The organism is Mycetocola sp. TRD_SC_2, from assembly GCF_055361225.1.
The window spans coordinates 2,891,596-2,912,846 of sequence record NZ_CM143954.1 but is presented as its reverse complement, the minus strand read 5'-3'; the positions used below and the strand labels follow the sequence as shown (position 1 = coordinate 2,912,846).

At 65.2% G+C, this 21,251-nt stretch carries 24 protein-coding genes; 15 read left to right on the top strand and 9 right to left on the bottom strand.

Translation table 11 applies throughout. The features are described 5' to 3' along the window. Window positions 1-132 precede the first annotated feature (132 nt). Window positions 133-306: a hypothetical protein gene (locus ACWA1Q_RS13975; protein ID WP_463758210.1), complete on the bottom strand. Its 174-nt coding sequence runs from the start codon at window positions 304-306 to the stop codon at window positions 133-135. Between the two features lie 90 nt (window positions 307-396). Here ACWA1Q_RS13975 and ACWA1Q_RS13970 point away from each other — a divergent pair, with 90 nt between their 5' ends. The 6 genes from ACWA1Q_RS13970 (at window position 397) to ACWA1Q_RS13945 (ending at window position 6,314) form a co-directional block, all read left to right on the top strand. Further along, complete coding sequence (locus tag ACWA1Q_RS13970) at window positions 397-1,197, top strand: DUF4232 domain-containing protein (protein ID WP_463758208.1); 801 nt, start codon at window positions 397-399, stop codon at window positions 1,195-1,197. A 272-nt stretch (window positions 1,198-1,469) separates the two neighbouring features. Beyond that, window positions 1,470-1,997, top strand: a complete 528-nt coding sequence (locus ACWA1Q_RS13965; protein ID WP_463758206.1) for a hypothetical protein — start codon at window positions 1,470-1,472, stop codon at window positions 1,995-1,997. Window positions 1,998-2,196: 199 nt separating this feature from the next. After that, window positions 2,197-3,102, top strand: a complete 906-nt coding sequence (locus ACWA1Q_RS13960) for a hypothetical protein (RefSeq protein WP_463758204.1) — start codon at window positions 2,197-2,199, stop codon at window positions 3,100-3,102. A 41-nt stretch (window positions 3,103-3,143) separates the two neighbouring features. After that, on the top strand, window positions 3,144-3,317 hold the full coding sequence (locus ACWA1Q_RS13955; protein WP_463758203.1) for a hypothetical protein: 174 nt from the start codon (window positions 3,144-3,146) through the stop codon (window positions 3,315-3,317). 467 nt (window positions 3,318-3,784) lie between these two features. Next, the gene (locus ACWA1Q_RS13950; RefSeq protein ID WP_463758201.1) at window positions 3,785-4,708 is read left to right on the top strand and encodes an aldose 1-epimerase family protein; all 924 of its coding nucleotides are present in this window, start codon (window positions 3,785-3,787) and stop codon (window positions 4,706-4,708) included. 193 nt (window positions 4,709-4,901) lie between these two features. Continuing rightward, on the top strand, window positions 4,902-6,314 hold the full coding sequence (locus ACWA1Q_RS13945) for an APC family permease (RefSeq protein WP_463758199.1): 1,413 nt from the start codon (window positions 4,902-4,904) through the stop codon (window positions 6,312-6,314). Between the two features lie 155 nt (window positions 6,315-6,469). Here ACWA1Q_RS13945 and ACWA1Q_RS13940 read toward each other — a convergent pair whose 3' ends face one another. Next, window positions 6,470-7,501 (bottom strand): zinc-binding dehydrogenase, encoded by a 1,032-nt coding sequence (locus tag ACWA1Q_RS13940; protein ID WP_463758197.1) that lies wholly within the window; start codon window positions 7,499-7,501, stop codon window positions 6,470-6,472. 103 nt (window positions 7,502-7,604) lie between these two features. Here ACWA1Q_RS13940 and ACWA1Q_RS13935 point away from each other — a divergent pair, with 103 nt between their 5' ends. The 6 genes from ACWA1Q_RS13935 (at window position 7,605) to ACWA1Q_RS13910 (ending at window position 11,072) form a co-directional block, all read left to right on the top strand. Further along, window positions 7,605-8,606: a helix-turn-helix transcriptional regulator gene (locus ACWA1Q_RS13935; RefSeq protein ID WP_463758196.1), complete on the top strand. Its 1,002-nt coding sequence runs from the start codon at window positions 7,605-7,607 to the stop codon at window positions 8,604-8,606. A 75-nt stretch (window positions 8,607-8,681) separates the two neighbouring features. Continuing rightward, window positions 8,682-9,164 carry a hypothetical protein gene (locus tag ACWA1Q_RS13930; protein WP_463758194.1) on the top strand — a complete coding sequence of 161 codons (483 nt, stop codon included), beginning with the start codon at window positions 8,682-8,684 and terminating at the stop codon, window positions 9,162-9,164. Continuing rightward, complete coding sequence (locus ACWA1Q_RS13925; RefSeq protein WP_463758193.1) at window positions 9,161-9,469, top strand: Dabb family protein; 309 nt, start codon at window positions 9,161-9,163, stop codon at window positions 9,467-9,469. Before ACWA1Q_RS13930 ends, ACWA1Q_RS13925 begins: the two co-directional genes overlap by 4 nt. A gap of 117 nt (window positions 9,470-9,586) precedes the next feature. Beyond that, window positions 9,587-10,195, top strand: coding sequence for a YdeI/OmpD-associated family protein (locus tag ACWA1Q_RS13920; protein ID WP_463758191.1), 609 nt, complete (start codon window positions 9,587-9,589; stop codon window positions 10,193-10,195). 44 nt (window positions 10,196-10,239) lie between these two features. Continuing rightward, on the top strand, window positions 10,240-10,584 hold the full coding sequence (locus tag ACWA1Q_RS13915; protein ID WP_463758190.1) for an ArsR/SmtB family transcription factor: 345 nt from the start codon (window positions 10,240-10,242) through the stop codon (window positions 10,582-10,584). After that, window positions 10,581-11,072 (top strand): SRPBCC family protein, encoded by a 492-nt coding sequence (locus ACWA1Q_RS13910; RefSeq protein ID WP_463758188.1) that lies wholly within the window; start codon window positions 10,581-10,583, stop codon window positions 11,070-11,072. The genes ACWA1Q_RS13915 and ACWA1Q_RS13910 overlap by 4 nt, the downstream gene beginning before the upstream one ends. Window positions 11,073-11,104: 32 nt before the next feature. On the opposite strand, the gene ACWA1Q_RS13905 is transcribed toward ACWA1Q_RS13910, so the two are convergent. The 4 genes from ACWA1Q_RS13905 to ACWA1Q_RS13890 all read right to left on the bottom strand — a co-directional run bounded on the left by ACWA1Q_RS13905 (window position 11,105) and on the right by ACWA1Q_RS13890 (window position 14,471). Further along, complete coding sequence (locus ACWA1Q_RS13905; RefSeq protein ID WP_463758187.1) at window positions 11,105-11,746, bottom strand: M15 family metallopeptidase; 642 nt, start codon at window positions 11,744-11,746, stop codon at window positions 11,105-11,107. Window positions 11,747-11,818: 72 nt separating this feature from the next. Further along, a complete protein-coding gene (locus ACWA1Q_RS13900) occupies window positions 11,819-12,910 on the bottom strand; it encodes a sensor histidine kinase (RefSeq protein ID WP_463758186.1) in 1,092 nt (363 codons plus the stop codon). Next, a complete protein-coding gene (locus tag ACWA1Q_RS13895; RefSeq protein WP_463758184.1) occupies window positions 12,903-13,598 on the bottom strand; it encodes a response regulator transcription factor in 696 nt (231 codons plus the stop codon). The genes ACWA1Q_RS13900 and ACWA1Q_RS13895 overlap by 8 nt, the downstream gene beginning before the upstream one ends. 57 nt (window positions 13,599-13,655) lie before the next feature. After that, window positions 13,656-14,471, bottom strand: coding sequence for an ACT domain-containing protein (locus tag ACWA1Q_RS13890; protein ID WP_463758183.1), 816 nt, complete (start codon window positions 14,469-14,471; stop codon window positions 13,656-13,658). A gap of 119 nt (window positions 14,472-14,590) precedes the next feature. On the opposite strand from ACWA1Q_RS13890, the gene ACWA1Q_RS13885 reads away from it, so the two are divergent. Continuing rightward, a complete protein-coding gene (locus ACWA1Q_RS13885) occupies window positions 14,591-15,310 on the top strand; it encodes a DUF1361 domain-containing protein (RefSeq protein WP_463758182.1) in 720 nt (239 codons plus the stop codon). Between the two features lie 181 nt (window positions 15,311-15,491). Here the strand turns inward: ACWA1Q_RS13885 and ACWA1Q_RS13880 are convergent, their stop codons facing one another. After that, window positions 15,492-16,511 carry an FAD-dependent monooxygenase gene (locus ACWA1Q_RS13880; RefSeq protein ID WP_463758180.1) on the bottom strand — a complete coding sequence of 340 codons (1,020 nt, stop codon included), beginning with the start codon at window positions 16,509-16,511 and terminating at the stop codon, window positions 15,492-15,494. 168 nt (window positions 16,512-16,679) lie between these two features. Between ACWA1Q_RS13880 and ACWA1Q_RS13875 the strand changes: the two genes are divergently transcribed. After that, window positions 16,680-17,738, top strand: coding sequence for an NAD(P)-dependent alcohol dehydrogenase (locus ACWA1Q_RS13875; RefSeq protein WP_463758179.1), 1,059 nt, complete (start codon window positions 16,680-16,682; stop codon window positions 17,736-17,738). A 151-nt stretch (window positions 17,739-17,889) separates the two neighbouring features. Here ACWA1Q_RS13875 and ACWA1Q_RS13870 read toward each other — a convergent pair whose 3' ends face one another. Then, on the bottom strand, window positions 17,890-19,065 hold the full coding sequence (locus tag ACWA1Q_RS13870; protein ID WP_463758177.1) for a macrolide family glycosyltransferase: 1,176 nt from the start codon (window positions 19,063-19,065) through the stop codon (window positions 17,890-17,892). 413 nt (window positions 19,066-19,478) lie between these two features. Between ACWA1Q_RS13870 and ACWA1Q_RS13865 the strand changes: the two genes are divergently transcribed. Beyond that, entirely contained in the window at window positions 19,479-20,351 is an 873-nt protein-coding gene (locus tag ACWA1Q_RS13865) for an SMP-30/gluconolactonase/LRE family protein (protein ID WP_463758176.1), read from the top strand. A gap of 32 nt (window positions 20,352-20,383) precedes the next feature. On the opposite strand, the gene ACWA1Q_RS13860 is transcribed toward ACWA1Q_RS13865, so the two are convergent. Next, a complete protein-coding gene (locus tag ACWA1Q_RS13860) occupies window positions 20,384-21,223 on the bottom strand; it encodes an alpha/beta fold hydrolase (RefSeq protein ID WP_463758174.1) in 840 nt (279 codons plus the stop codon). Window positions 21,224-21,251: the final 28 nt, after the last annotated feature.

Here is a 21,251-nt window from a genome sequence, read left to right as displayed (position 1 = left end):
GGTGCGCACCGTCGCCGGGGTCGGCTGAGCGAGCGGAATTTCCGCAACCAGAGTTGACGACGCCCGTCTCCGACTTGCTTCGGTGTCGCGCGAGCCGCGTTCGGGATCGCTATCTTGCCCAGTTGCGCCTGATTAGAGCAGCAGTCCCCGCCATCGTGGCTGCCCTTCTTTGGTTGGCAAGCGGCGGCTCTCCGGCCCGGTGCGACACGTCCTCGTCATCGCTGCGCCCGAGGCGATTCCGGTGCAGGAACTCACCGCTCCCGCACCGTGGGTGTGCACCATGATCGCGCTGTCGATGCTCGACATCTTTGCCGCCTACGCTGCCCTCGCGGCACTGTCCGGCGCCAACAGCCAGGAAACACCGCGACTGCATTCGCCGCCTACTGGCTGTGCGCCGTGGCATCCGGGTTTCTGGTTCCGGCGATCCCGGTCGTCGTCGAACTCGTCAACGCACTCGTGCAGCAGCAGACGCCGTTCGGTCTCTTCGCCGAACGCGTCGCCGGGGCGGCGCAGTGGGGGCTACTGTTCGGCTGGATTCCCGCACTGATCGCCGTCGCCCTCGACAACGCCGGGCGGCCGGAACGCCGCGTCTTCGCCCGCCGGATGATCGCCATCCCCGCGATCTTCCTGTTCCTTCTCGCGGCCGTCGGGCTGACCGTCGCCTCTCCGCTGGCGCTCGCCGCGGTGCAGGCGCAGATCCCGGCCGAACCGGTCGCGGAACCCGCCCCGGTCGGAACCCCGGTGCCTCAGGTCGCACTCGGCGACTGGCAGATCGACCCGCTGTGGTGCACGAGCGGACAGCTCGAGATGACCGCGGGGGAGCCGGATGCCGCCGCCGGCAGCCGCGCCCTCGTCATGCGGGCAACGAACGTCAGCGATGCGCCGTGCATCGTGGAGAGCTACCCGGATGTCGCGTTCGCCGACGAGTACAGCAACGCGCTCGACGTGAGCGTCGACCACGGCGGCGCGATGCTCAGCGAGGATCCCGGTGTGACGCGGATCGAGGTGCTGCCCGGGGCATCCGTAGTGTCGACGCTCGCCTGGAGTGCGATGCCCACTCAGGGGTTGGATGCCGCCGGCTGGCTCCACGTCGCATCCCACCACGGTGCGGAGCGGCAGAAGGTGCAGATCGATACGGATATCACCGGAGGTGCTGTCACCGTGACCGGTTGGGCACAGTCCGCGGGGTTGAACTGAGCTTTCAAACTGTACGGACTAGACCCAGAACTTGAGAAGGAAGCGTGTGTTGGCGCCTATACGCCGGAAGGTACCGGTAATGCCGCGCGACAGAAAAGATGCGTCCTGCGCGAACTTCGCTGGCGGAATCCAGAGTGGACTACGCGAAGGTACGGCTGGCTATCTCACCCCCGATCTGGGTACGACGAGTTTCAACCTTTAAGGAGCCGGTGCGGCAGACTCACCGTAATCGTCAATTGACCACACATCTAAATCGGTAGAAAGGAAGCGGGATGGGGTTGCACTACGAGTCTCTCGATTCGACAACGAGAGCATGCATGCTCGAAGAGCTGGAAGGAGATATTCAATCAGGATCCCTATACATGAGCCCGAGGTTGAGCGCTGTAGGCAGGGCCGAATGGCCGAGCCAGCTACGGGACGCCCTGCTTTCAGGAAACGACGACTCGTTGGCACAGTGGTTATCGACTCCCGGTGTACTGAACACTCAGGAGCAGAGCCAGCGGAACGGCGTGCCATACGTGAAGAAGGTACCCATCAACGCGCCCAGCACTCTGGCCGAGGGGGAATTCAACCGCTTCTATCTCCGCGGTCTTGCAGCCCGAGCCGAAAGCGAAGGTGAGCAGTTGGAAATATACCGGGGTCGCTTCTCGAGTAGGCCGAGGCCTGAATCTGAATCTCACGTCGGGCGAATTCTGGACCCGGCCGATTTGCTGGTAGAGCTTCGGGCGGATGTGACGGTGGACCGTGTACTTGGTCTCCCGCCAGGACCAAACTCGGGCCTTACGGCGAAACTGAGCTAACGAAGGTAGATGCGCGCTGCAGGCCGTCGTCGCCGCGCTTGGGAGGCCACATTTTGATTCGACCGCAAGTTGTTTCATCTCGACCCTCCGGGTTTGTGGTGTGCGTGCCGGCTCGGTTCCACGGAGCGTATTCGTCAATCTCGCTTTCGAGATCTGACTGATGGGCCAGGAGGAAGGTTCTCAACCATATGCTGATCCCGTGATCAAACACCCGAAGCGTCTCAAATGGGAATCTCTGAAGCAGAAGGTTGGTTTCTTCGTTTCGTGGGAGACGCTAATCGTGGTCTTTGGGACTGCGACACTCGGGGTGCTCGAATTGGATCTCCTTGACTCCAAATGGCCGGTAACGTCCTTCGTGGATGATCACAAGCTTTGGGTACTAGTCACCGCGGCGGTACTCATCGTTCTTCCGCCGCCGGTTGCTAAGGGATTCGTCCACCTTCGTGCTTTAGATTTGAACGTGAAACACAATGTCGAGTTGAGCATTGCGCTTCGAGGAATGCAGTCCCGCGCCTCCAACTTAGTCTCAAAGGTGGAGGAGGTTTCCGAGGGCTCCGTCACCAACACCTACCGGCATCACTCGCTCAATGAATGTATGAATTACTTCCGCGCGAGGTTCAATTCGACGCAGAGAAGCGGTGTTCAAGATGTGGACCACGTCGAAGTGTCGTACTACGAATTGCTCGCTCGCCAAGGTGGAAGCCGCCTCGAACGCAAGGCGAGCACCAACAACAACCCACTCGAACTGAAGGCGACGCTTTCCGCCAGGAGTGGCGACGCCACGCTAAAGAACTTGATCGAAGACATTGGGGCTGGGAAGGCTTTCTTCCGGGCCGATGTGCGCGGGACCGCTTTCGCCAAAGCGCTCGGTGTCTCCAGTGCGAACAGTGAGATTTACAGGACACTCCTTGCGGTGCCCGTGCTGAGGGACCGGAAGACCGCCGGAGCTGAAAACGTGGTGGGTATGCTGATGGCGACGTCCTCGCGAGGTGACTCGCTTGCGTCCACTGACGAGGAGATGCTTCTTGCATATGCATGGTTTCTCTCCGCTGCGATGGCGGTCGATCGGGCCGGGCTTTCGCGTCAACCTGACCTCATGACGTAGGAGCGGAGTAGCATGAAGAAATCCCTGAAGGAGGTGCTCGAATGATTGGATTCACTCCGAATGGCGTGCCGTTCGAGGCGACGAAGGATCAAAGCGAAAACGACGACAATGAGCTCAATTTCGACCACCTCTGGAGAGAACGCCTAGAAGTGGACTCGCGAGAAGTTCGCGAGGCGGCGGATCAGTACGATCGCATGCGAAGGTTTTTCAAGTAGTTTTTAGCGTTGCCGATGATTTGCTGCGGTGAGGTATATCGACACAACCGTGCCGATTGAGGCAGCTAATTTTATCTCTCTGTGTCGGAGAACATGGTCCTTGTTCACGTATCAGTCGGGCGCTGCTCGGAGCTCAAGGCATGCTCGCTTGTGAATATCTCGACGATCTAGAGTTCCGACTCGATCGTCGGAGGCTGAGTCGGTGACCGCTCCCAAATCTTGTTCGGTAGGAGCCACATGTTTCAGCTCGTGTAGCGCCGCGCGCGGGATACGTCCGCATCGGATTGAGCTCAACCATTGAGTTCCGACTGGCCATTTATCAACGGGTGCGCGGGTGTGGCGCAATGTCGCCAACGCGTCCCAGATGGCCGTTTCCGGCGTTGCGCCCTGAGCTTCTCCGTTCTGTGCCGATGGAGTACGGCGTCGGTGCGACACGGAACGCCGCAACACCCGGCAGAATATGAGTCATGACCACCCCTCTCTCCGGAACGCAGTTCGAGCTCACCAGCGGCGAATACACCGCCACCATCGCCAGCATCGGCGCCTCACTGCGGTCACTGCAGCACAACGGCCGCGACCTCGTCGTTCCCTACGACGCCGATGAGGTGCGCCCCGCTTACCGCGGCGCCACCCTCGCGCCGTGGCCGAACCGCGTCGTCGACGGAAAATACAGCTTCGACGGCACCGACTTCGAACTCGCCCTCACCGAACCGAAGCGCGGCCACGCCCTGCACGGACTCGTCGCCTGGCACGACTTCATCGCCCTCGACGAAGCCGAAGACCGCGTCATGCTCGCCACCACGGTGGAGGCGCAGGAGGGCTACCCGTTCCGCATCCAGGTGCGAGTGGAGTTCGTCCTCGACGCCGACGGCCTCCACACCACCGTCGCCGCCCGCAACACCGGCACCGCACCCGCCCCGTTCGGCACCGGCCCGCACCCCTACCTCGTCGCCGGCGAGGGAACCGTCGACGACTGGACCCTCCTCCTTCCCGCCGAACAGGTGCTCACCGTCACCGAAGACCGCCTCATCCCAATCGAGCTGGCGGATGTTGCCACCGAGTCAGGCGGAACCTTCGACTTCCGCGAACCCCGCGTCATCGCCGACACCTTCATCGATCACGCGTTCACCGGACTGGTGCGCAACGAGAACCGGACCGCCGAGGTGCAGGTCACCGCGGCATCCGGAACCGGTGTTCGCATGCGCTGGGATACCTCATGCAAGTGGGTGCAGGTGCACACCGCCGACCAGGAGGCGCCGAAGCCCAGCCGGATCGGCCTCGCCGTCGAACCAATGACCTGCCCGCCGGATGCCTTCAACTCCGGTGAGGACCTGCTCGTGTTGCAGCCGGGCGGCGTCACGTTCGCGTCGTGGAGTATTGCCGCGATCTAGGGCGATCTCGATACACGCGGCTCGCTTCGCTCGCTGCGCTACTCGATCAGCGGGGTGGGGGAGCGACTCACTCCCTCGCTGCGTACTTGATCAGCGAGTGGGGGAGCGGCTCGCTTCGCTCGCTGCGCACTCGATCAGCGAGTTTAGGAACACTCGATCAGCGGCATCAGATTCAACACATAAGGAAAGAACCGTGGAAGAAACCACTTTGAACCGCCGGCTGGGCGTGCCCGGAATTGTCTTCATGGTGATCGCGGCCGCCGCGCCGATCACCGTGGTGGCGGCGAACTTTCCGCTGATCCTCACCGTGTCCGGGTCGATCGGCGCACCGCTGATGGTGCTCGTCGCGACGGTCATCCTGCTGCTGTTCTCGGTCGGCTACGCCTGGATGACCCCGCGCGTGCCCGACGCTGGCGCGTTCTACTCCTACGTGCACCGCGGCCTGGGCCGCCGGGCCGGGCTTGGCACCGCGTCGATCGCGCTGCTCTGCTACGTGCTGCTCACGGTCTCGATGACCTGCTACCTCGGGGTGCAGGCCGGCAACCTCATCGAACTGTGGACCGGCCTTCAGCTGCCCTGGTGGCTGATCTCCGCGGTCATGCTGCTCATCGTCGGACTCCTCGGCTTCCGCAGCATCGACCTGTCGGCGAAGGTCCTCGGCGTCGTGCTCGTGCTCGAAGTCGTCGCCGTGATCGCCATCGACCTCGGCGTTCTGTTCTCGGGACGCGAGCTCACCACCACCCCGTTCAGCCCAGCCGAAGCACTCTCGGGCGCTCCCGGCCTCGGGCTGCTCTTCGCCTTCCTCGGGTTCTTCGGTTTCGAAGCCACCGCCGTGTTCCGCAACGAAGCCAAGAACCCCGAGAAGACCGTGCCGCGGGCGACGTATATCGCGGTGATCTCGGTCGGACTGCTCTACTTCGTCTCGTCGTGGCTCGTCATCTCCGGACTCGGCGGCACGGATGCTGTCACCACCGCCTCCGCAAACCCCGACAGTGTCGTGGTCGGCCTGGCCGGTGAGGTGATCGCACCGATCGTCGGCGACATCGTGCAGGTCCTCGTCGTGACGAGCATGTTCGCGTGCATGCTCGCGTTCCACAACATCGTCACCCGCTACCTCTTCACCCTCGGCCAGCGCGGAGTCCTGCCGCAGAAGCTCGCGACCGTGCACCCCAAGCACCGCGCACCGTCGCAGGCATCCCTGTGGGTCAGCGGCATCACATCCGTCGTCGTGATCGGCTCGGCTCTCGCCCAGTTCGATCCGGTGCTCCAGATCTACACCTGGTACTCGGGCGCCGGTGCGGTCGGGGTCATCTGGATGATGGCACTGACGAGCTTCGCCGTGCTCGCCTTTGCCGCGAAGCACCGCGGGCAGGCCGGAGAAGCGCCGTCGCGCTGGGTAACCGTCGCGTCGGTCCTCGGCGGCATCGGCCTACTCGGGGTGCTCGCGATCTCGGTGTGGAACTTCCCGTTCCTCGTCGGCGGCGGGGCCGCCGCCGTCATCTGGGGACTGATCCTCGTCGGCGTGTTCGTCGGCGGGATGTTCCTGCCGCAGCGTGACGTCAGCCCGACACCGGCCGAGCCGGTGCTCGAGGACGCCGCGAGCTAAGAGCCGCTTGGACGCTCATTCGCGGTCAGTGAGCTCGGGAATGCTCGAGGTCTTCTCGAGTGCCGATAAGACGTTGCTGCGGATCGCCGACACCGCGAGCCACCGGACTAGTGGCGATTCTTGCGGCGGCGGCGGTGCATCTGACCCGTGCTTTCTCACGGGCGGCTGAGCCTCACCACGACGTTCCCGCGAAACGCTCCGCTGAGAAGGTCGTCGAGAGCTTCCGGCGCGGCGGCGAGGCCGCCGTCGACCATGGTGTGCGGAAAAACGATCTTTCCCTGGCTCAGCCACATCCCGTAGTGCTCGTTCCACGCCCGGATCTGCTCGGGCGTGTGATAGGTCGAGAAGGGCCTGATCTCCAGTTGCTTCACGATGGCGGTCATGATGTCCAACCGTGGACTGCCGCCCTGGCCGCCGTCGACCTGTCCGGCCAGCGCGCCACACAGCGCGAATCGGGCACCTGGCGCCGCAGCCTGGACGGCCGCTTCAAATTGCTCACCACCGACCGTGTCGAAGAAAACGTCGATGCCTTCCGGCGCCAACCTCCGCAGCTCCCCGAGAACATCCCCCGAGCGGTAGTTGATTGCGGCGTCGAAGCCGAGTTCGTCGACGAGGTAGGCGGTCTTCGCAGCGGAGCCGGCGGAACCGATCACGAGCCTCGCCCCGGATGCCTTGGCGATCTGTCCGGCCAGGGAGCCCACTCCACCAGCGGCTCCGCTGACGAAGACCACGTCTCCATCCGTGACCTGGGCCACATCGACGATGCCGTGATACGCGGTGACACCCTGGTTCAAAACGTATTCCGCCCCGGGGAGCACGTCGACCGGTACCGGCCAGAACGACTCGGCGGCGCCAACCGTCTCCTCACGCCAGCCACTCATGTGAGTGACGACCGTGCCGACGGGCGTGTCGGCGGCCGACTCGACGACAGTTCCGGTCGCTCCACCCCACAGCGGTGTTTCGAGCTCGTATGGGGGCATCGGCAGGCCGGGATGCTCCGTCATGAGATCCGCCATCACCGCGGTGACCTGCATGAAGTCGTTCCGCACCCGAACCTCACCCGGGGCAAGAGTCCGGGATGCTGCCTCTCTGGTCACGAGGCACTCTGACGGCGAAACGGTGTGGTCTTTCCGGTACCGACCGAGCACGATCTCGTGAATGGCCGAGGTGGGGATCGGTGCTGACAATGTGTGGCTCCCTCTGATCAGGTCCGGCGGATGTGCCGAACTGGTGCCAAGGTAGGAGCACTCCCGGACAGCTCTTGTCCGGTATCTGGTGGAGAGTGGCATCATGTGGGAAACCTCCGAACGGCTGCTTCGCCTCCTGGCCATGCTGCAACGCTCCCGCAGCTGGAACTCAGCCCAGCTCGCTGACGAACTCGCGGTCACGGAACGCACGGTGCGACGGGATGTGACGCGACTCCGGCAGCTCGGCTACCCCATCGCGACGATTCATGGAGCAGGTGGTGGTTACGAGCTCGAAGCCGGGGCTGCGCTTCCGCCGTTGATGTTCGATGCAGCTGAAGCGGTCGCCACCGTTGTCGCGCTCCAGGACGCCGCGACCGGGCAGAGCTCAACCGATGCCGCCGACGCCCTCAGCGCGCTCGGCAAGATTCGCGCCGCCATGCCGCAACGGCTCCAGGCCGCGGTCGCGGCGCTCACGGACCACTCCAGCAATCTCGAGCTGGGGAACCTGATCGGAGCTTCGGCGACATCAACGTCGATCGACACCCTCCTGCTCCTCGCGAAGGCGTGCCGCAGCCGCCGGCAGGTGACCTGCGTCTATGAGCGGCACTCTGGAGCGAGCAGTCCTCGGCGTGTGGAACCGTTTCACCTCGTCCACACCATGAACCGCTGGTACCTCGTCGCTTTCGCCACCGACCGCGGAGAGTGGCGTACGCTCCGGGTGGACCGCATCACTGAACCGGTGATCACGTCAGTGCCGAACTACCCACGCCAACCCCCACCGGATCTGGACGCATACGTCACACGCCAGATCGGCACAGGAATGCAGCAGGTCTCGGGCACGGTCCGGGTTCACGCGCCGATGTCCGACGTGGCCGCCTGGATCTCTCCCGCGTGGGGAACGATCGTCGACGAGCCCGGCGGGAGTTCGATCGTCACCGCCGGTGCCGACAGCTACGACGCGATGGCGCGATGGCTGCTGCTTTTGAACAAACCGCTGACCGTGATCGACCCTCCCGAGTTGCGGTCAGCTTTCGCCACCATCTCGTCAACGGCCGCGCGTATCGCGACGGGGGCGGAGCATCCTGGTTCGTCCGGGGCGGCATAAGGACTTTGGATACGGGCCGAGGCCTCGTGCGGACGTCGATCCCGTTTGTTCCGCCGCCTGCGCTACGTTTGCGACATGGGGAATCGACCGCGGGCAAACCGCGAACTGCGGTGGGCGTCTGGGTTACTTTTCGCGCAGGGTGTGCTCATGGAGGGCCTCGTCGTTCTGGGAGTCGTCATCCTGATCGTGAGCGGCATCCCGCAGGGCGTTCTCACTGAGCGGGCGGACATCTTCGCGCTCCCCTACCTGCAGGACAACCTGTATCTCATGATGGCGATGAGTGGGGTGTTCGCCGCGCTTCGCGTGACCGGCGCCGTTGCGCTCTGGAGGAACCGCTTATGGGGTCTCGCCCTCTCCCTGATCAACTGCGTCGTCACTCTCGTGCTGATGATCTTCCTGCTGCCCGCCGGGATCGCCGACGGCCTGCTTTCTGGAACGGCGCTCGTGCTGATCCTTCACGGGTGGCTCGGCCGGAATACGGACGGTACGCCTCGGCTCCTGACCGCCGTTCAACGTACTGACGCTGAGCCGGCGCTTGAGGGCAGAATTGCTTCATGACATCTTCGAACGTTCTGCACATGGTGCTCGTCCGCTGGAACTCGCCTCCGGCAAAGGACGACCTCGACCGGCTGACCGGCGCGGTCAACGCGCTGCCCGACCGGATCCCGGGGATCCTCAGCATCGGCTCAGGGCCGAGCTCCAGCCCAGAGGGCAGGGAACACGGTTTCGAGTGGGCACTGGCGATCACCTTCGCAAGTGAGACGGCACGGGATGAGTACCTGCCGCACCCGGAGCACGAACCGGTGAAAGAGATGATCGGCACCTGGGCGGCTGAGGTTCTGGTCTACGACCTGAACGTGTGAGGGTGGCGGGACTCGCTTGTTGACGGCCCTCGGCTTCGCTTCGCTCCAGCCAGCGGGAGCAGCCAGCGCCCGAGTAGAGGTCACAACCTGACCGCAACGGATGCCACAGTGGGCGGTATGGATACCACGCTCCCGTCCGACCGGCTTGTCGTTGCGGATGCCGCCGCGTGGCGCGCGTGGCTCGACGCGAACGAATCCAGTTCCGATGGCATCCGACTGGTGCTTGCGAAGAAGGGCGTGACGGAGCCGACGTCGCTGACCTATGCCGAAGCGCTCGAGGAAGCTCTGTGCAGCGGCTGGATCGACGGCCGGCGCAACGCCCTCGACGAGACCACGTACCTGCAGCATTTCACCCCGCGCCGCAAAGCCTCGATCTGGTCGAAGCGGAACGTCGATATCGTCGCCCGGCTGATCGCCGAAGGTCGCATGCGCGAGCGCGGGCACGCCGAGATCGAGCGAGCCAAAGTGGACGGCCGGTGGGACCGCGCGTATTCCGGGCAGGCGGATGCCACGGTGCCCGACGACCTCGCATCGGCACTCGTCGAGTCACCGGCCGCGGCGGCGCATTTCGCCGCGCTGACTCGCGCCGACCGCTACCTCGCAATCCACCAGGTGATCACAGCGTCCAACGATGCCCTTCGGGCCAAGCGGATCGAAAGATTCGTCGCCACCTGGGTCAGTCAGGCGGGAATCGCGCCGGTGACGCTGAATTCGTCGCAATCCTAATCAGGATCTTGTAACGCTTACCCATATGGGTATATGTTTTCTCCATGGCACGAGCAGCGACAACCTCAGACGTCTTCAACGCGATAGCCGAACCCCGGCGCCGGGAGATCCTGACGCTGCTGCGGTCAGGCGAACGGCCAGCGATGGAGGTGGCTGAAGAGCTGGGCATGTCGCAACCGGGGGCGTCCAAGCACTTGCGGGTTCTCCGCGAGGTCGGTCTCGTGCGTGACCGCAAATCCGGCAAGCAGCGCGTGTACGGTCTCGAGGCCGGCGGACTGCGGTCGATCCACGAATGGACGGGCGGATTCGAGCAGTTCTGGAGCGAGAGCTTCGACCAGCTTGACGCCTATGTGCAAACCCTGAAGCAGGACAGAGAGGAAGAACGATGAGCACCACAGAACACGGAGAGACGGCACCGTCTGTCACGGCCGACCGCGAGATCGTCATCTCCCGGGTCATCGACGCCCCACGGGAGCTGGTGTTCGAGGCGTTCACCGACGTGCGGCACCTGTCGCAGTGGTGGGGGCCGCGAGGGTTCACCACCACCACGAGGTCTTTCGAGTTCCGCCCCGGCGCCGAGTGGGACTTCGTCATGCACGGGCCCGATGGCACCGACTACAGCGAGTGGATCACGTGGACCGAGATCGTCCCGCCGGAGCGCATCGCGATGCTGCATGGCGAGTACCGCGGTGACCCGAATGCGTTCGAGTCGGTCCTAACCTTTGAGGCAGAGGGGCAGGCGACCCGAATCGAGATGCTCGCGGTGTTCCCGACTCAGGAGCAGCGCGACGAGGCCATCACCAAGCACGGTGCGATCGAGGGTGGCCAGCAGACCCTCGGCAACCTGGCTGCCTACGTCGAGGGAATCGCCCGGTAGTAAGGAACACTGACGGCTCGCGGTCTGGGCGGTCATCGCTGCATCCGCGGATCTTCGGACGCATCCGCGTACATCTCGGGGCATCCGCTGGTCAGAGCTTCGGGATGCAACTCGAAGTGCCACGACTCATTACTGTAGGTCTGGCACAGGCCGTACGCGGCCCCGTTCTGTGACAGCCAATAGGTCGCGTCGAAGGGTCCCAGATCGACGGCATCCCCGGTGATGTGAGCGGATGTCTCCGGTGTCGCGGCCCAGCGCGGCGCCTCTTCTGCACCGTAGGTCCTGACCGCGTCGTCGAAAAGTCGCTGTTGGTACGCCGGCGAACGCCAGCCGCTGGTGACCTGGAAGCTGACGTCGTCCTGGGCAGCGTCGGTGGCGGCCTGCCGGAGCGCCGCCAGGAGTTCGGGGTCGAGCTTCGAGATTGTTGGCAGATCGTCGTCGAAGACGGAGGCTACCCGGCCGTCGGGGATGGCGCCGTCGTCGGCGGTGAGCTCGGCGTCGACGTCCGGGAGGAACGGAACTCCCTGGGCGGACGGACCGGAGAGATCGGCCGAGGCGGCGACGATCTGTTGCATCAAGAAGGCGACGACGAGGGCGACGAGGAGGGTGAAACCGATGGCGGTCGTGCGGCGGCGGCGGGCTGCGCGGGAGGTGGTGGGCGAGGCGGAGTACATGTCTCCAGCCAACGTGAGCGGCCGTTGCGAGACCGTATGCGCATTTGCATACGCCCGCGATATGCGCGGCAGCTAGCGGTCAGCGCGCGGCGCGACGGGCAGCTGAACGGTGACCTGGAGTCCGCCGCCTGCCCGCGGGGAGAGGGTCAGGATGCCGTCGTGCGCGCGCGTGATGCTTCTCACGATCGCGAGACCCAGGCCCACACCCGAGGAATGTGAGCGGATGCGTTCTGCACCGCGCTGGAACGGTGCGGTCAGCGTCGACACGAGTTCCGGGGAGAGCTCAGCACCGGTGTTCTCGACCATAAGGGTGGCGAACTCCGGGCCGGCGGTGGTGGTCACTCGCACTGTTCCGGAGTCGGCGTTGTTGTGCATGATCGCGTTGTGCACGAGGTTGGTGGTCAGCTGCAACAGCAGAGCGGGGGAGCCGAGGGCGGGTGCGATCTCGCCGGAAGTCTCGATCGTCACCCCGTGCTTCTCGGCGAGGGGAAGCAGCGTCTCGGATGCTTCCTCCGCGAGCAGTGACAGATCGACCCGTTCCCGCTCGAAGGATCCCTGGTCGGCGCGACTGAGCACAAGCAGGGCTTCGGTCAGGTCGATTGCGCGGGCGTTGACGGCGCGGAGGCGTTCGTGGAGTTCGGGGCTGACGCTCGCCGGGTCACTGAGCGCGACGTCGAGGAGGGTCTGCGTGATCGCCAGCGGGGTGCGCAACTCGTGCGACGCGTTCGCCGCGAACCGCTGCTGTTCAGCGACCTGCGCCTCGAGCCTCGAGAGCATGGTGTCGAAGCTGTCGGCGAGTTCGCGGAACTCGTCCTGCCTACCGTCGAGCGCGATGCGATGCGACAGCGATCCGGTGGCCGCCACGCGCGTTGCTGCTGTGATTTTGTTCAGGGGTGCGAGCATCCGCCCGGCGAGGATCCAGCCGCCGAGCAGGCCGAAGATCAGCAGAAACACCAGCGCCCACGCGAGCGGCGGGGCGAATGCGCGCACGAGATCGTCGCGACCGGGAACGAAGCCATTGGTGGTCCAGCCGGCGTTGCTCGGCACGTAGCGGAGGAGGAACAGCCAGACGACGGCGAGCAGCAGGCCGCCCGCCACCAGGAGAAAGCCCGCGTAGCTGAGGGTGAGTTTGAGCCGGACGCTGAGCCCGGGCGACCTAGCCATCCGTGTTGCCGTGCCCACTGGCATCCGTTTCGGTGTCGATGCGGTAGCCGACACCCGGCACCGTCGCGATGGCCCACGGCTGGCCGAGCCGTTTGCGCAGAGCCGACACAGTGATGCGCACGGCGTTGGTGAATGGGTCCGCGTTCTCGTCCCACGCCCGCTCGAGGAGTTCCTCGGCGCTGACGACACCGCCCTCGGCGCCGATGAGAACCTCGAGCACGGCGAACTGCTTGCGAGTGAGGGCGATGTACCGGCCATCGCGGTAGACCTCGCGGCGGAACGGGTCGAGCCGCAGCCCCGCGATCTCGCGAACCGGCGGCCGGTTGTGGGTGCGGCGGCGGTCAAGCGCCCGCAGCCGGAGCACCAGTTCGCGGAGCTCGAACGGTTTGGTGAGGTAGTCATCAGCCCCGAGCTCGAACCCGGTGGCTTTGTCGTCGAGCCGGTCGGCGGCGGTCAGCATGAGGATCGGCATGCCGGTTCCCGATGCCACGATGCTCGCGGCGACCTCGTCACCGGACGGCCCGGGGATGTCACGGTCGAGCACCGCGATGTCATAACTGTTGATGCTCAGCAGCTCCAGGGCGGTGTTTCCGTCACCGGCGATGTCGGCGGCGATCGCTTCGAGGCGCAACCCATCGCGGATGGCCTCAGCCATGTAGGGCTCGTCCTCGACGACCAAGACACGCATGGGTTGATCCTACGAGTTGGGGTGTATTGCGGGTGTATGGAAACCTCGACGTGGCTCTTACTCACGGCGCAGTCGGCTGAGCGCGACGGCCTCGGCAAGTTCAGCCAACCGGTGCGCCCGGGCGGACTCCGCCGGGGTGAAGGGCTCGCCTGCCCGCGAAAACAACAGAGCCCCATGCCGAACGGATGGAACCTTGAGAACGGTGCCGCCCGCAGATGTCATGGAGACCTGATCGGCACGCAGCAGCTCTGACAGCGCTTCGCCGAGAGCGTCCGGGTCCCTCGCGACAGCGACCGCAATGCTCAACGCTCGAGTCTGGTTGTCGACGGCGGCGACAGGGGTGGAGCGCGTAATGAAAACCTGCTGACCTCCCGCGTCTCGGAGGGCCTCGTGGAGGTCATTCCGGTCGACGCCCTCCGGTGCGCTCAGGATGAATTCGTCGAGCACGCCGTCGGGCAACGGATGGACATGAAGACTCACGATGTTGACACCCAGTTTGCTCAGACCGCTGGTCAGGCGGCGAAGTGAACCAGGGCGGTCGGGCACGGTGACGCGCACCCGCCACAGCGCTGCCGACGCGTCGAGGGTACTTCGTTTATCCAGTTCGTTCCGATGCAGCCAGGTGGACAACGCCACTCGCACGGATGGCTCAGCGACCCACACCACGAGAACCGTCGCGGTGACCGCCAGAGCGAATACTTTCGCAAACAACGGCAGGTGCGTCTGCAAGACCGCGAAATGGACCGCGAGCTCAAGAGGGAAAACCGCGGCAATGCTGGCAAGGGTCGCACGCCAGCGTGGTGGCTCTGGCAGTTGGCCGCAGTTGTCGCAGCGCAGGTTGTGAAGTGCTCGTCTTCTCTTCGTCGCAGCCATACTTCATCTTTCTGCCGACGGGTTTCTCCTCCGTTTCCGTCAGAATTCGAATCCGAAAAAGTCGCGCCGTTCCTGCTGTTGTTCGATAACGTTTTAGACCTCACACGGAGGAGGGGACCGTGCATCCTGTGCTCATCGGCCTCTTGGGCGTCCCGCTCTTCAACGGGTATGCGCTGCTTCTGGTCCTGCTGCGAAGTCGGGTTTATCGGGTCAAGGTATACCGGCCGATGGTGCTCAATATCGGCCTGTCGATGATCCCCGTCGTCATTTCGTTGCTGCTGGTGATCGGGAGTTTCTCGATCCCGCCGATTCTGAGCATCATCAACGCGACATGGGCGGGCCCGGTCGTCCTCTGGATTTATCTCGTCGTGGTTGCGGCGTCGTGGCTGCTCTTTCTTCCCAACTCCGCCTACCTGATCACGGAACTCAACCTGTCACACCGGTCGAAGCAGGATGCCGTTCCGCTCTGGTTCGACATCGTCCAGACACTGACACTGGCGATGTCAGGAATCGTAAACGTGGTCGTCAGCCTCGTTGTCATGCACATCATCGTCTGGTCAATCGTCGATGATGGCGCGCCGACGGCGCCAGCAGCATCCTGGGTTTTCGCGCTCGGGGTTCTCCTTCTTGGGACCGTCGGCATGTATCTCGGACGCTACCTTCGCTTCAACAGCTGGGATATCCGCCACCCGTCGGCGATGCTCAAGAAACTGCGCGAGTACGCGGCGGTGCCAGGACATCCCGGCGATTTCCTCGGATTCATCGCAACACACACCGCCCTGCTGGCCCTGATCTACTCGCCGATATTCCTTCTCGCCGCTCGGGCTTTTCGCGGGTAGCGACCAGGATCCGACGACGTCTCTCGACAGCGACGTCAGCGGGCGCGTCACGCCACGCCCCACAGCAACTGGTGGGAGGTGACGAGCAGCACACCGAAGACCGCGCCGATCGGCGTCGGTCATGCTGCCGTGCTAAAACCGGGATTCGCCTCGCGCAGTCGTGGGGCGACAGTCGCCCGCTTCACCCGGGCAGCAGGAGTTTCATCGCGCCATTCCGCACCCGGATGCCGCGCCGCGCCGTCGCGACCCGGTTCATTCCGCGTGCGGCTCGCACGAGTCGCTGGGTCCGGCGCCGGCGAGCCCGGTCGTATGCGAGAAGCCCCGACGCGACATCAGGGGCCACACCGACGGAACGGGAGAGGGCGACCGCGTCGACCAGCGATTCGCAGGCGCCTCGCCCGAGGTTCGGCGCCATCGCGTGCGCAGCATCCCCGAGCAGAGCGACCCTGCCTCGCGCATAGCTCTGCCGAAGCGACACATCGAAGAGGTCACGCCGGTCGACCCCGTCGGATGTGACGCGGCTGAGCACGTCGACCACGGCGGGGTGCCAGGTTGAGAATCGCTCCCGCAGCGCCGTCACCACATCGGCGTCGGCCCGGTCGATGTCGTCGTGGCGCAGGCAGGCGAACCAATTGGTCACCCCGTCGCTCGACGGGGTGATGCCGAAGAGTGCGCCATCACCCCAGGTCTCCGAGACGGAGTCGACCGGTCCGTCCACAACGCCACGGAAGGCGACGGTCCCGAGCGGTCGCACCGGCGCCACACCCCACCAATGTGCTCGAACAGCACTGCGGATGCCGTCGGCCCCGACGATCAGGTCAGCCGCCGGGATCGACGCACCATCGAACGGTTGAGCCCAGCTCACCGTGCCACTGGGGAGTGCGTCGTGCAACGCGGAGAGCAGTCGCCCGCGAGAGATCAGATGCGCCTGGCGGCTCATCGGAATCCGGGCGAGGACACCGCCGCCCGGATCGAGGAGTGCCGCGCCGGCGCTCCCCACCGAATGCTCGCGCACTCGGTCCCCGACACCGAGCTCGTCGAGGGCGGCCATCGCGGCCGGCCACATCCCGAGCGCGGTGCCGCCCTCGGGGAGCCGGCCCGAGCGTTCGAGCACGCTGACCGTCCAGCCGGCCCGGTGAAGTGCCAATGCTGTCGCCAGGCCGCCGATACCGCCGCCGATGATCACTGCATTCCTCGCCATGAAGCCGTCCTCAGGCTTGAATGTCGATCGTGATGGTCTGAGGCCACCGTATGGCCAATCCGCGGCCGTGACCACCTGTCAAGGGCACCGCGGATGCAGGGTGCACGCATGTAGCGTTAACGCACGGTCGCGCAGATGCGGCCGCCCACCAACTTCCGGAGGTTCCCCATGCCCACCACTGTGCCCGCGCTCGTGGCAGCATCCGCCGGAGCAGCCTTTGAGCGCTCCACCATCGAACGCCGCGACGTCGGCGCGCACGACGTGCAGATCGACATCGCCTATGCCGGAATCTGCCACTCCGATATCCACCAGGCGCGCGAGGAGTGGGGCGCCGCGATCTTCCCGATGGTGCCCGGTCATGAAATCGCCGGCATCGTCACCGCCGTCGGGTCGGACGTCACCAAGCACAAGGTCGGCGACCGCGTCGGAATCGGATGCTTCGTCGACTCCTGCCGCGAGTGCGAAAACTGCCTGGCCGGCGAGGAACAGTTCTGCCTCAAGGGCAATGTCGCGACCTACAACGGCCGCGAGTACTCGGGTGAAGAGACCTACGGCGGCTACAGCACCTCGATCGTCGCCGACGAGAATTACGTGCTGAGCATCCCGGAGGGCATCGACCTCGACGTCGCCGCACCGCTGCTGTGCGCCGGTATCACCACGTACTCGCCGCTCAAGCACTGGGGTGCAGGCCCCGGCAAGAAGGTTGCGATCGTCGGCATGGGCGGGCTCGGCCACATGGGCGTCAAGATCGCCGCAGCGCTCGGCGCCGAAGTGACCGTGCTCAGCCAGACCCTGTCGAAGAAGGAGGACGGCATGCGTCTCGGCGCGACCGACTACTTCGCGACGAGCGACGACGAAACGTTCAAGACGAACCGCAAGCGCTTCGACCTGATCATCAACACGGTGTCGGCAGACCTGCCGATCGACAAGTACCTGTCGATGCTCACCCTCAACGGATCGATGGTGTTCGTCGGGCTGCCCGAGAACGAGCAGACCTTTCGGGTGTTCTCGCTCACGGGCGGACGCCGCAGCCTCGCCGGGTCGAACATCGGTGGAATCCGCGAGACACAGGAAATGCTCGACTTCTGCGCCGAGCACGGCCTCGGTGCCGACGTCGAGGTCATCGGTGCCGACCAGGTCGATGAGGCGTACGAGCGGGTCGTCAAGAGCGACGTGCGCTACCGCTTCGTGATCGACACCGCGACGATCCCGGCGCCTGCCGCGTAGCATCCGCTCGCCGGGCTTCCCCCTTTGCCACTTTCGGCTGGAGCCAAGCGTTGCGTTGCCGAGAATGGCTGCTGTTTCTCAGAAACAGCAGCCATTCGTGGCAACGCAAGCGGTTCGGGCGCGCCGAGCGCCGCGCGACCCTAAGGCGGGCTTAGCGCAGGAAGGCCTCGACGGCATCCGCTGCCTTCTCGACCCCACCGTTCGCCCGCACGTCGGCGCGAATGCGCGCGAGCGCGGCTGCGACATCGGGTGACGCAGCGACCTCGGTCACCGCTGCCTTGAGCGCCGCGGCATCGACCTCCTCGGCGGACAGGTGCCTGCCGACCCCGAGCGATTCGAGCATCGCGGCGTTGCCGAACTGGTCCACCGCCTGCGGGATCGCGACCGTCGGCACCCCGAACCAGAGCGCCTCGGTGCAGCCGCCCATTCCCGCGTGAGTGATGAAGGCATCCGCGTGGGCGAGAACCGCGAGCTGCGGAACCGTGCGGTGCACCTCGATGTTGCCCGGCAGCTCGCCTAGGTCGGCGGGATCGACGTGCTGGCCGATCGCCATCACGACGTGCCACTCCGAGTTCCCGAACGCGTCGACGCACGCCCGGTACACCGGGAGCTGGTCGTTGTACGCCGTGCCGAACGAGACGAGCAGCACCTTCGCGTCACCGGCCGGCGATTGCCAGCTCGAATCGGCCAACCGCACCGGATCGAGACAGGGCCCAACGAACTGGATGCTGTCGGCGACCTTGTCCGCGTTCGGCTGCATCGCCCGCGGAATGAGCGACAAGCCGTGCTGGGGGCGGCTTTGCCACACCGTGGCATCCGTTTCGATGCCGTTCTCGCGCAGCCACGCGTTGTAGGTCGCGTAGTAGGCGATGCCTGATTCGGATGCCTTCAGCGCGGCGATGAAGTCGGCCATGTCGTCTTCGTAGCCGTCCCAGGCGACATAGGTCGGCGAGAGTTGCACCGCAGGAACGCCATACCGGGCGGCGAGCAGCGGAGCGGGCAGCCCGCCGATGTCGTAGAGGAACAGGTCGGGTGGATCGTTGTCGTATCGCTCGGTCAGCAGCGGCATTACGGCGATGCCCTCGTCGAGGAACACCCGCATCGCGGCCCCGGGATCGTCGGGCCATTCGGTGTCGTCGAGCGGAAGGATCGACGGGTGCGCGATCACCTCCGCGCCGGTCGGCTCGACGAGGTCGACGAGTTGCTCGCCGACCGAATAGGTGACCCGGTGGCCGCGGCTCACGAGCTCTCGGATGAGCGCAAGCGACGGGAAGATGTGGCTTGGCGCTGTGGTGCCGATCATCGAAATGTGGTGTGGAGTACGCATGAAAAAACCTCTTCGTCTGGCTACGTGATCCCACGGCGCACAGGGAGGTTCCTCGCGAGGAGGTCGCTCGGGGGTCGCGCTGTCGACAGCCGACCCTGCAGTTGCGCCGCGTCAGTCGTTGCGGGGGCGCATGTAAATCCACATGTCGACCACCGTAGCCGCAGGGGGTCGGGTGCTGTCAAGAACGGATGCCGCGGGGCGCACCGGTCGCTCCCGTCGCTGCCGTCAAACGGATGCCGCGGCCGCGCCCGGCTTGCTCCGTCGCTTTTGGCTGGAGCAGGGCGTTGCTCGGTCGATAGTGGTCGAAAAGTCGGGCGGGATCTAGCCAATGTCGACCGAGCAAGACGGAGCGCCGGTTGCTAGCGTGGGCGCATGAGCAGATGAGTCGGAGCGCCGGTTGCTAGCGTGGGCGCATGAGCACTGACGCGATCACAGACCCCCATGGACTCCTCGCCGGCGAACTCGAGAAGCTGTGGACCGGCGGCGAATGGCTCGAAGGGCCAGTCTGGGTGCCGGAGTCGCAGACCGTGCGGTTCAGCGACATCCCGAACACGCGCATCCTCGCATTCGATCAGACGACCGGTGAGACCTCCGTTCACCGTGACGACGTCGAGTACACCAACGGCCGTACCCTCGACCTCGAAGGGCGCGTCGTGCAGTGCAGCCACGGCCGGCGGGCGGTCGAGCGCGAAGCCGACGGCCAGGTCGAGGTGCTCGTCGAGCGCTGGGAAGGCGGACGGTTCAACTCCCCGAACGACGTGGTCGTGGCATCCGACGGCGCGATCTGGTTCACCGACCCGCCCTACGGCATCCATGAAGGCGGGCGCGAGGGCCACCCGGGTGACGAGGAGTACGGCGGATGCTTCGTCTTCCGGCTCGACGCAACCAGCGGTATCGCGACGCCCGTGATCACCGACATGGTGCACCCGAACGGACTCGCTTTCTCACCCGATGAGTCGCTGCTGTACGTGACGGACACGGGCGTCGGTGGTGGTCACATCCGCGAGCATCGCGTCGACACGGGGGAGTCGCGCGTGTTCGCGACACCATCGGGCACGACCGATGGCCTGCGGGTCGACGAGGCCGGCCGTGTGTGGACCTCGGCGGGGGATGCCGTGCAGGTCCTGGCGCCGGACGGCACGCTGCTGCTCGAACTGCCGATGCCCGAGGTGGCGTCGAACGTCTGCTTCGGCGGACCCGATGGCACCGAACTGTACATCACGGCGTCGTCGAGCCTGTATCGGATCCGCACGACCACGACGGCGGCTGCGCGGCCCGCGAGCTGACAAACACGAACCACGGCGCAGGACCCGCAGCGTCAGTGCGTCGCTTGCACGTCGGCGAGAACCGCGCGGGCAACAACCTGAGGCGCGTTCTCGGGAAGCCAGTGGTTCTCGTCGAGCTCGATGAAGCGGTACTTCGCGCGCACGAACGAGCCGCTGAGTTCGGCCGCCCGGCGCCCCAGCGCCTGGTCTTCGTTACCCCACAGGTAGGTGGTCGGTACGGAAACCAGGCGCTTGCGCGACGCGCGACGATCCGGGAGCCACAGTGCCCGGTACCAGTGAAGGCCACCGGTAAGACGGCCGCGCTTCGACATGAACCGCCCGTATTCAGCCGCGGCCGCGGGGTTCAGCCCCATCCGCCGCAGCAGTGGCTCGACGTTCTTGCGCAACAGCAGCTCAGGCAGCACCGGCACCTGGAACGCGAGCACGTACAAGGAGCGCAACGCCTGAGCGGATGTCATGAGCGAGCGGATCATCGCGGACGGATGCGGTGTCGACAGCACCGTCAGTCCGGTGAGCCTCTCCGGTGCAACCGCACCGAGTTGCCACGCGAGCACCCCGCCCCAGTCATGGCCAACGAGGTGGACGCGGTCCACACCAGTCGCATTGATGAGCGCGAGAACGTCGCGCTGAAGCTCCACCGCGCGGTAGCCCCGGCGGAGGCGCGGGCGCGCACCGTCTGAGTATCCGCGCTGATCCGGGGTCAGCGTTTGAAGCCCCGCCGCGTTAAGGATCGGAACGACCTCATCGAAGCTGTGACGATTCGCGGGAAACCCGTGGAGGAGCACGACGGTCGGTCCATCGAGAGGGCCGCTGTCGGAGACGTCGAAGGTAAACCCGTCGCGAGTGAAGGTGCTGATGCGCTGAGGAATCACACCCTCAGCTTCATCAGTTCTGCCGCCC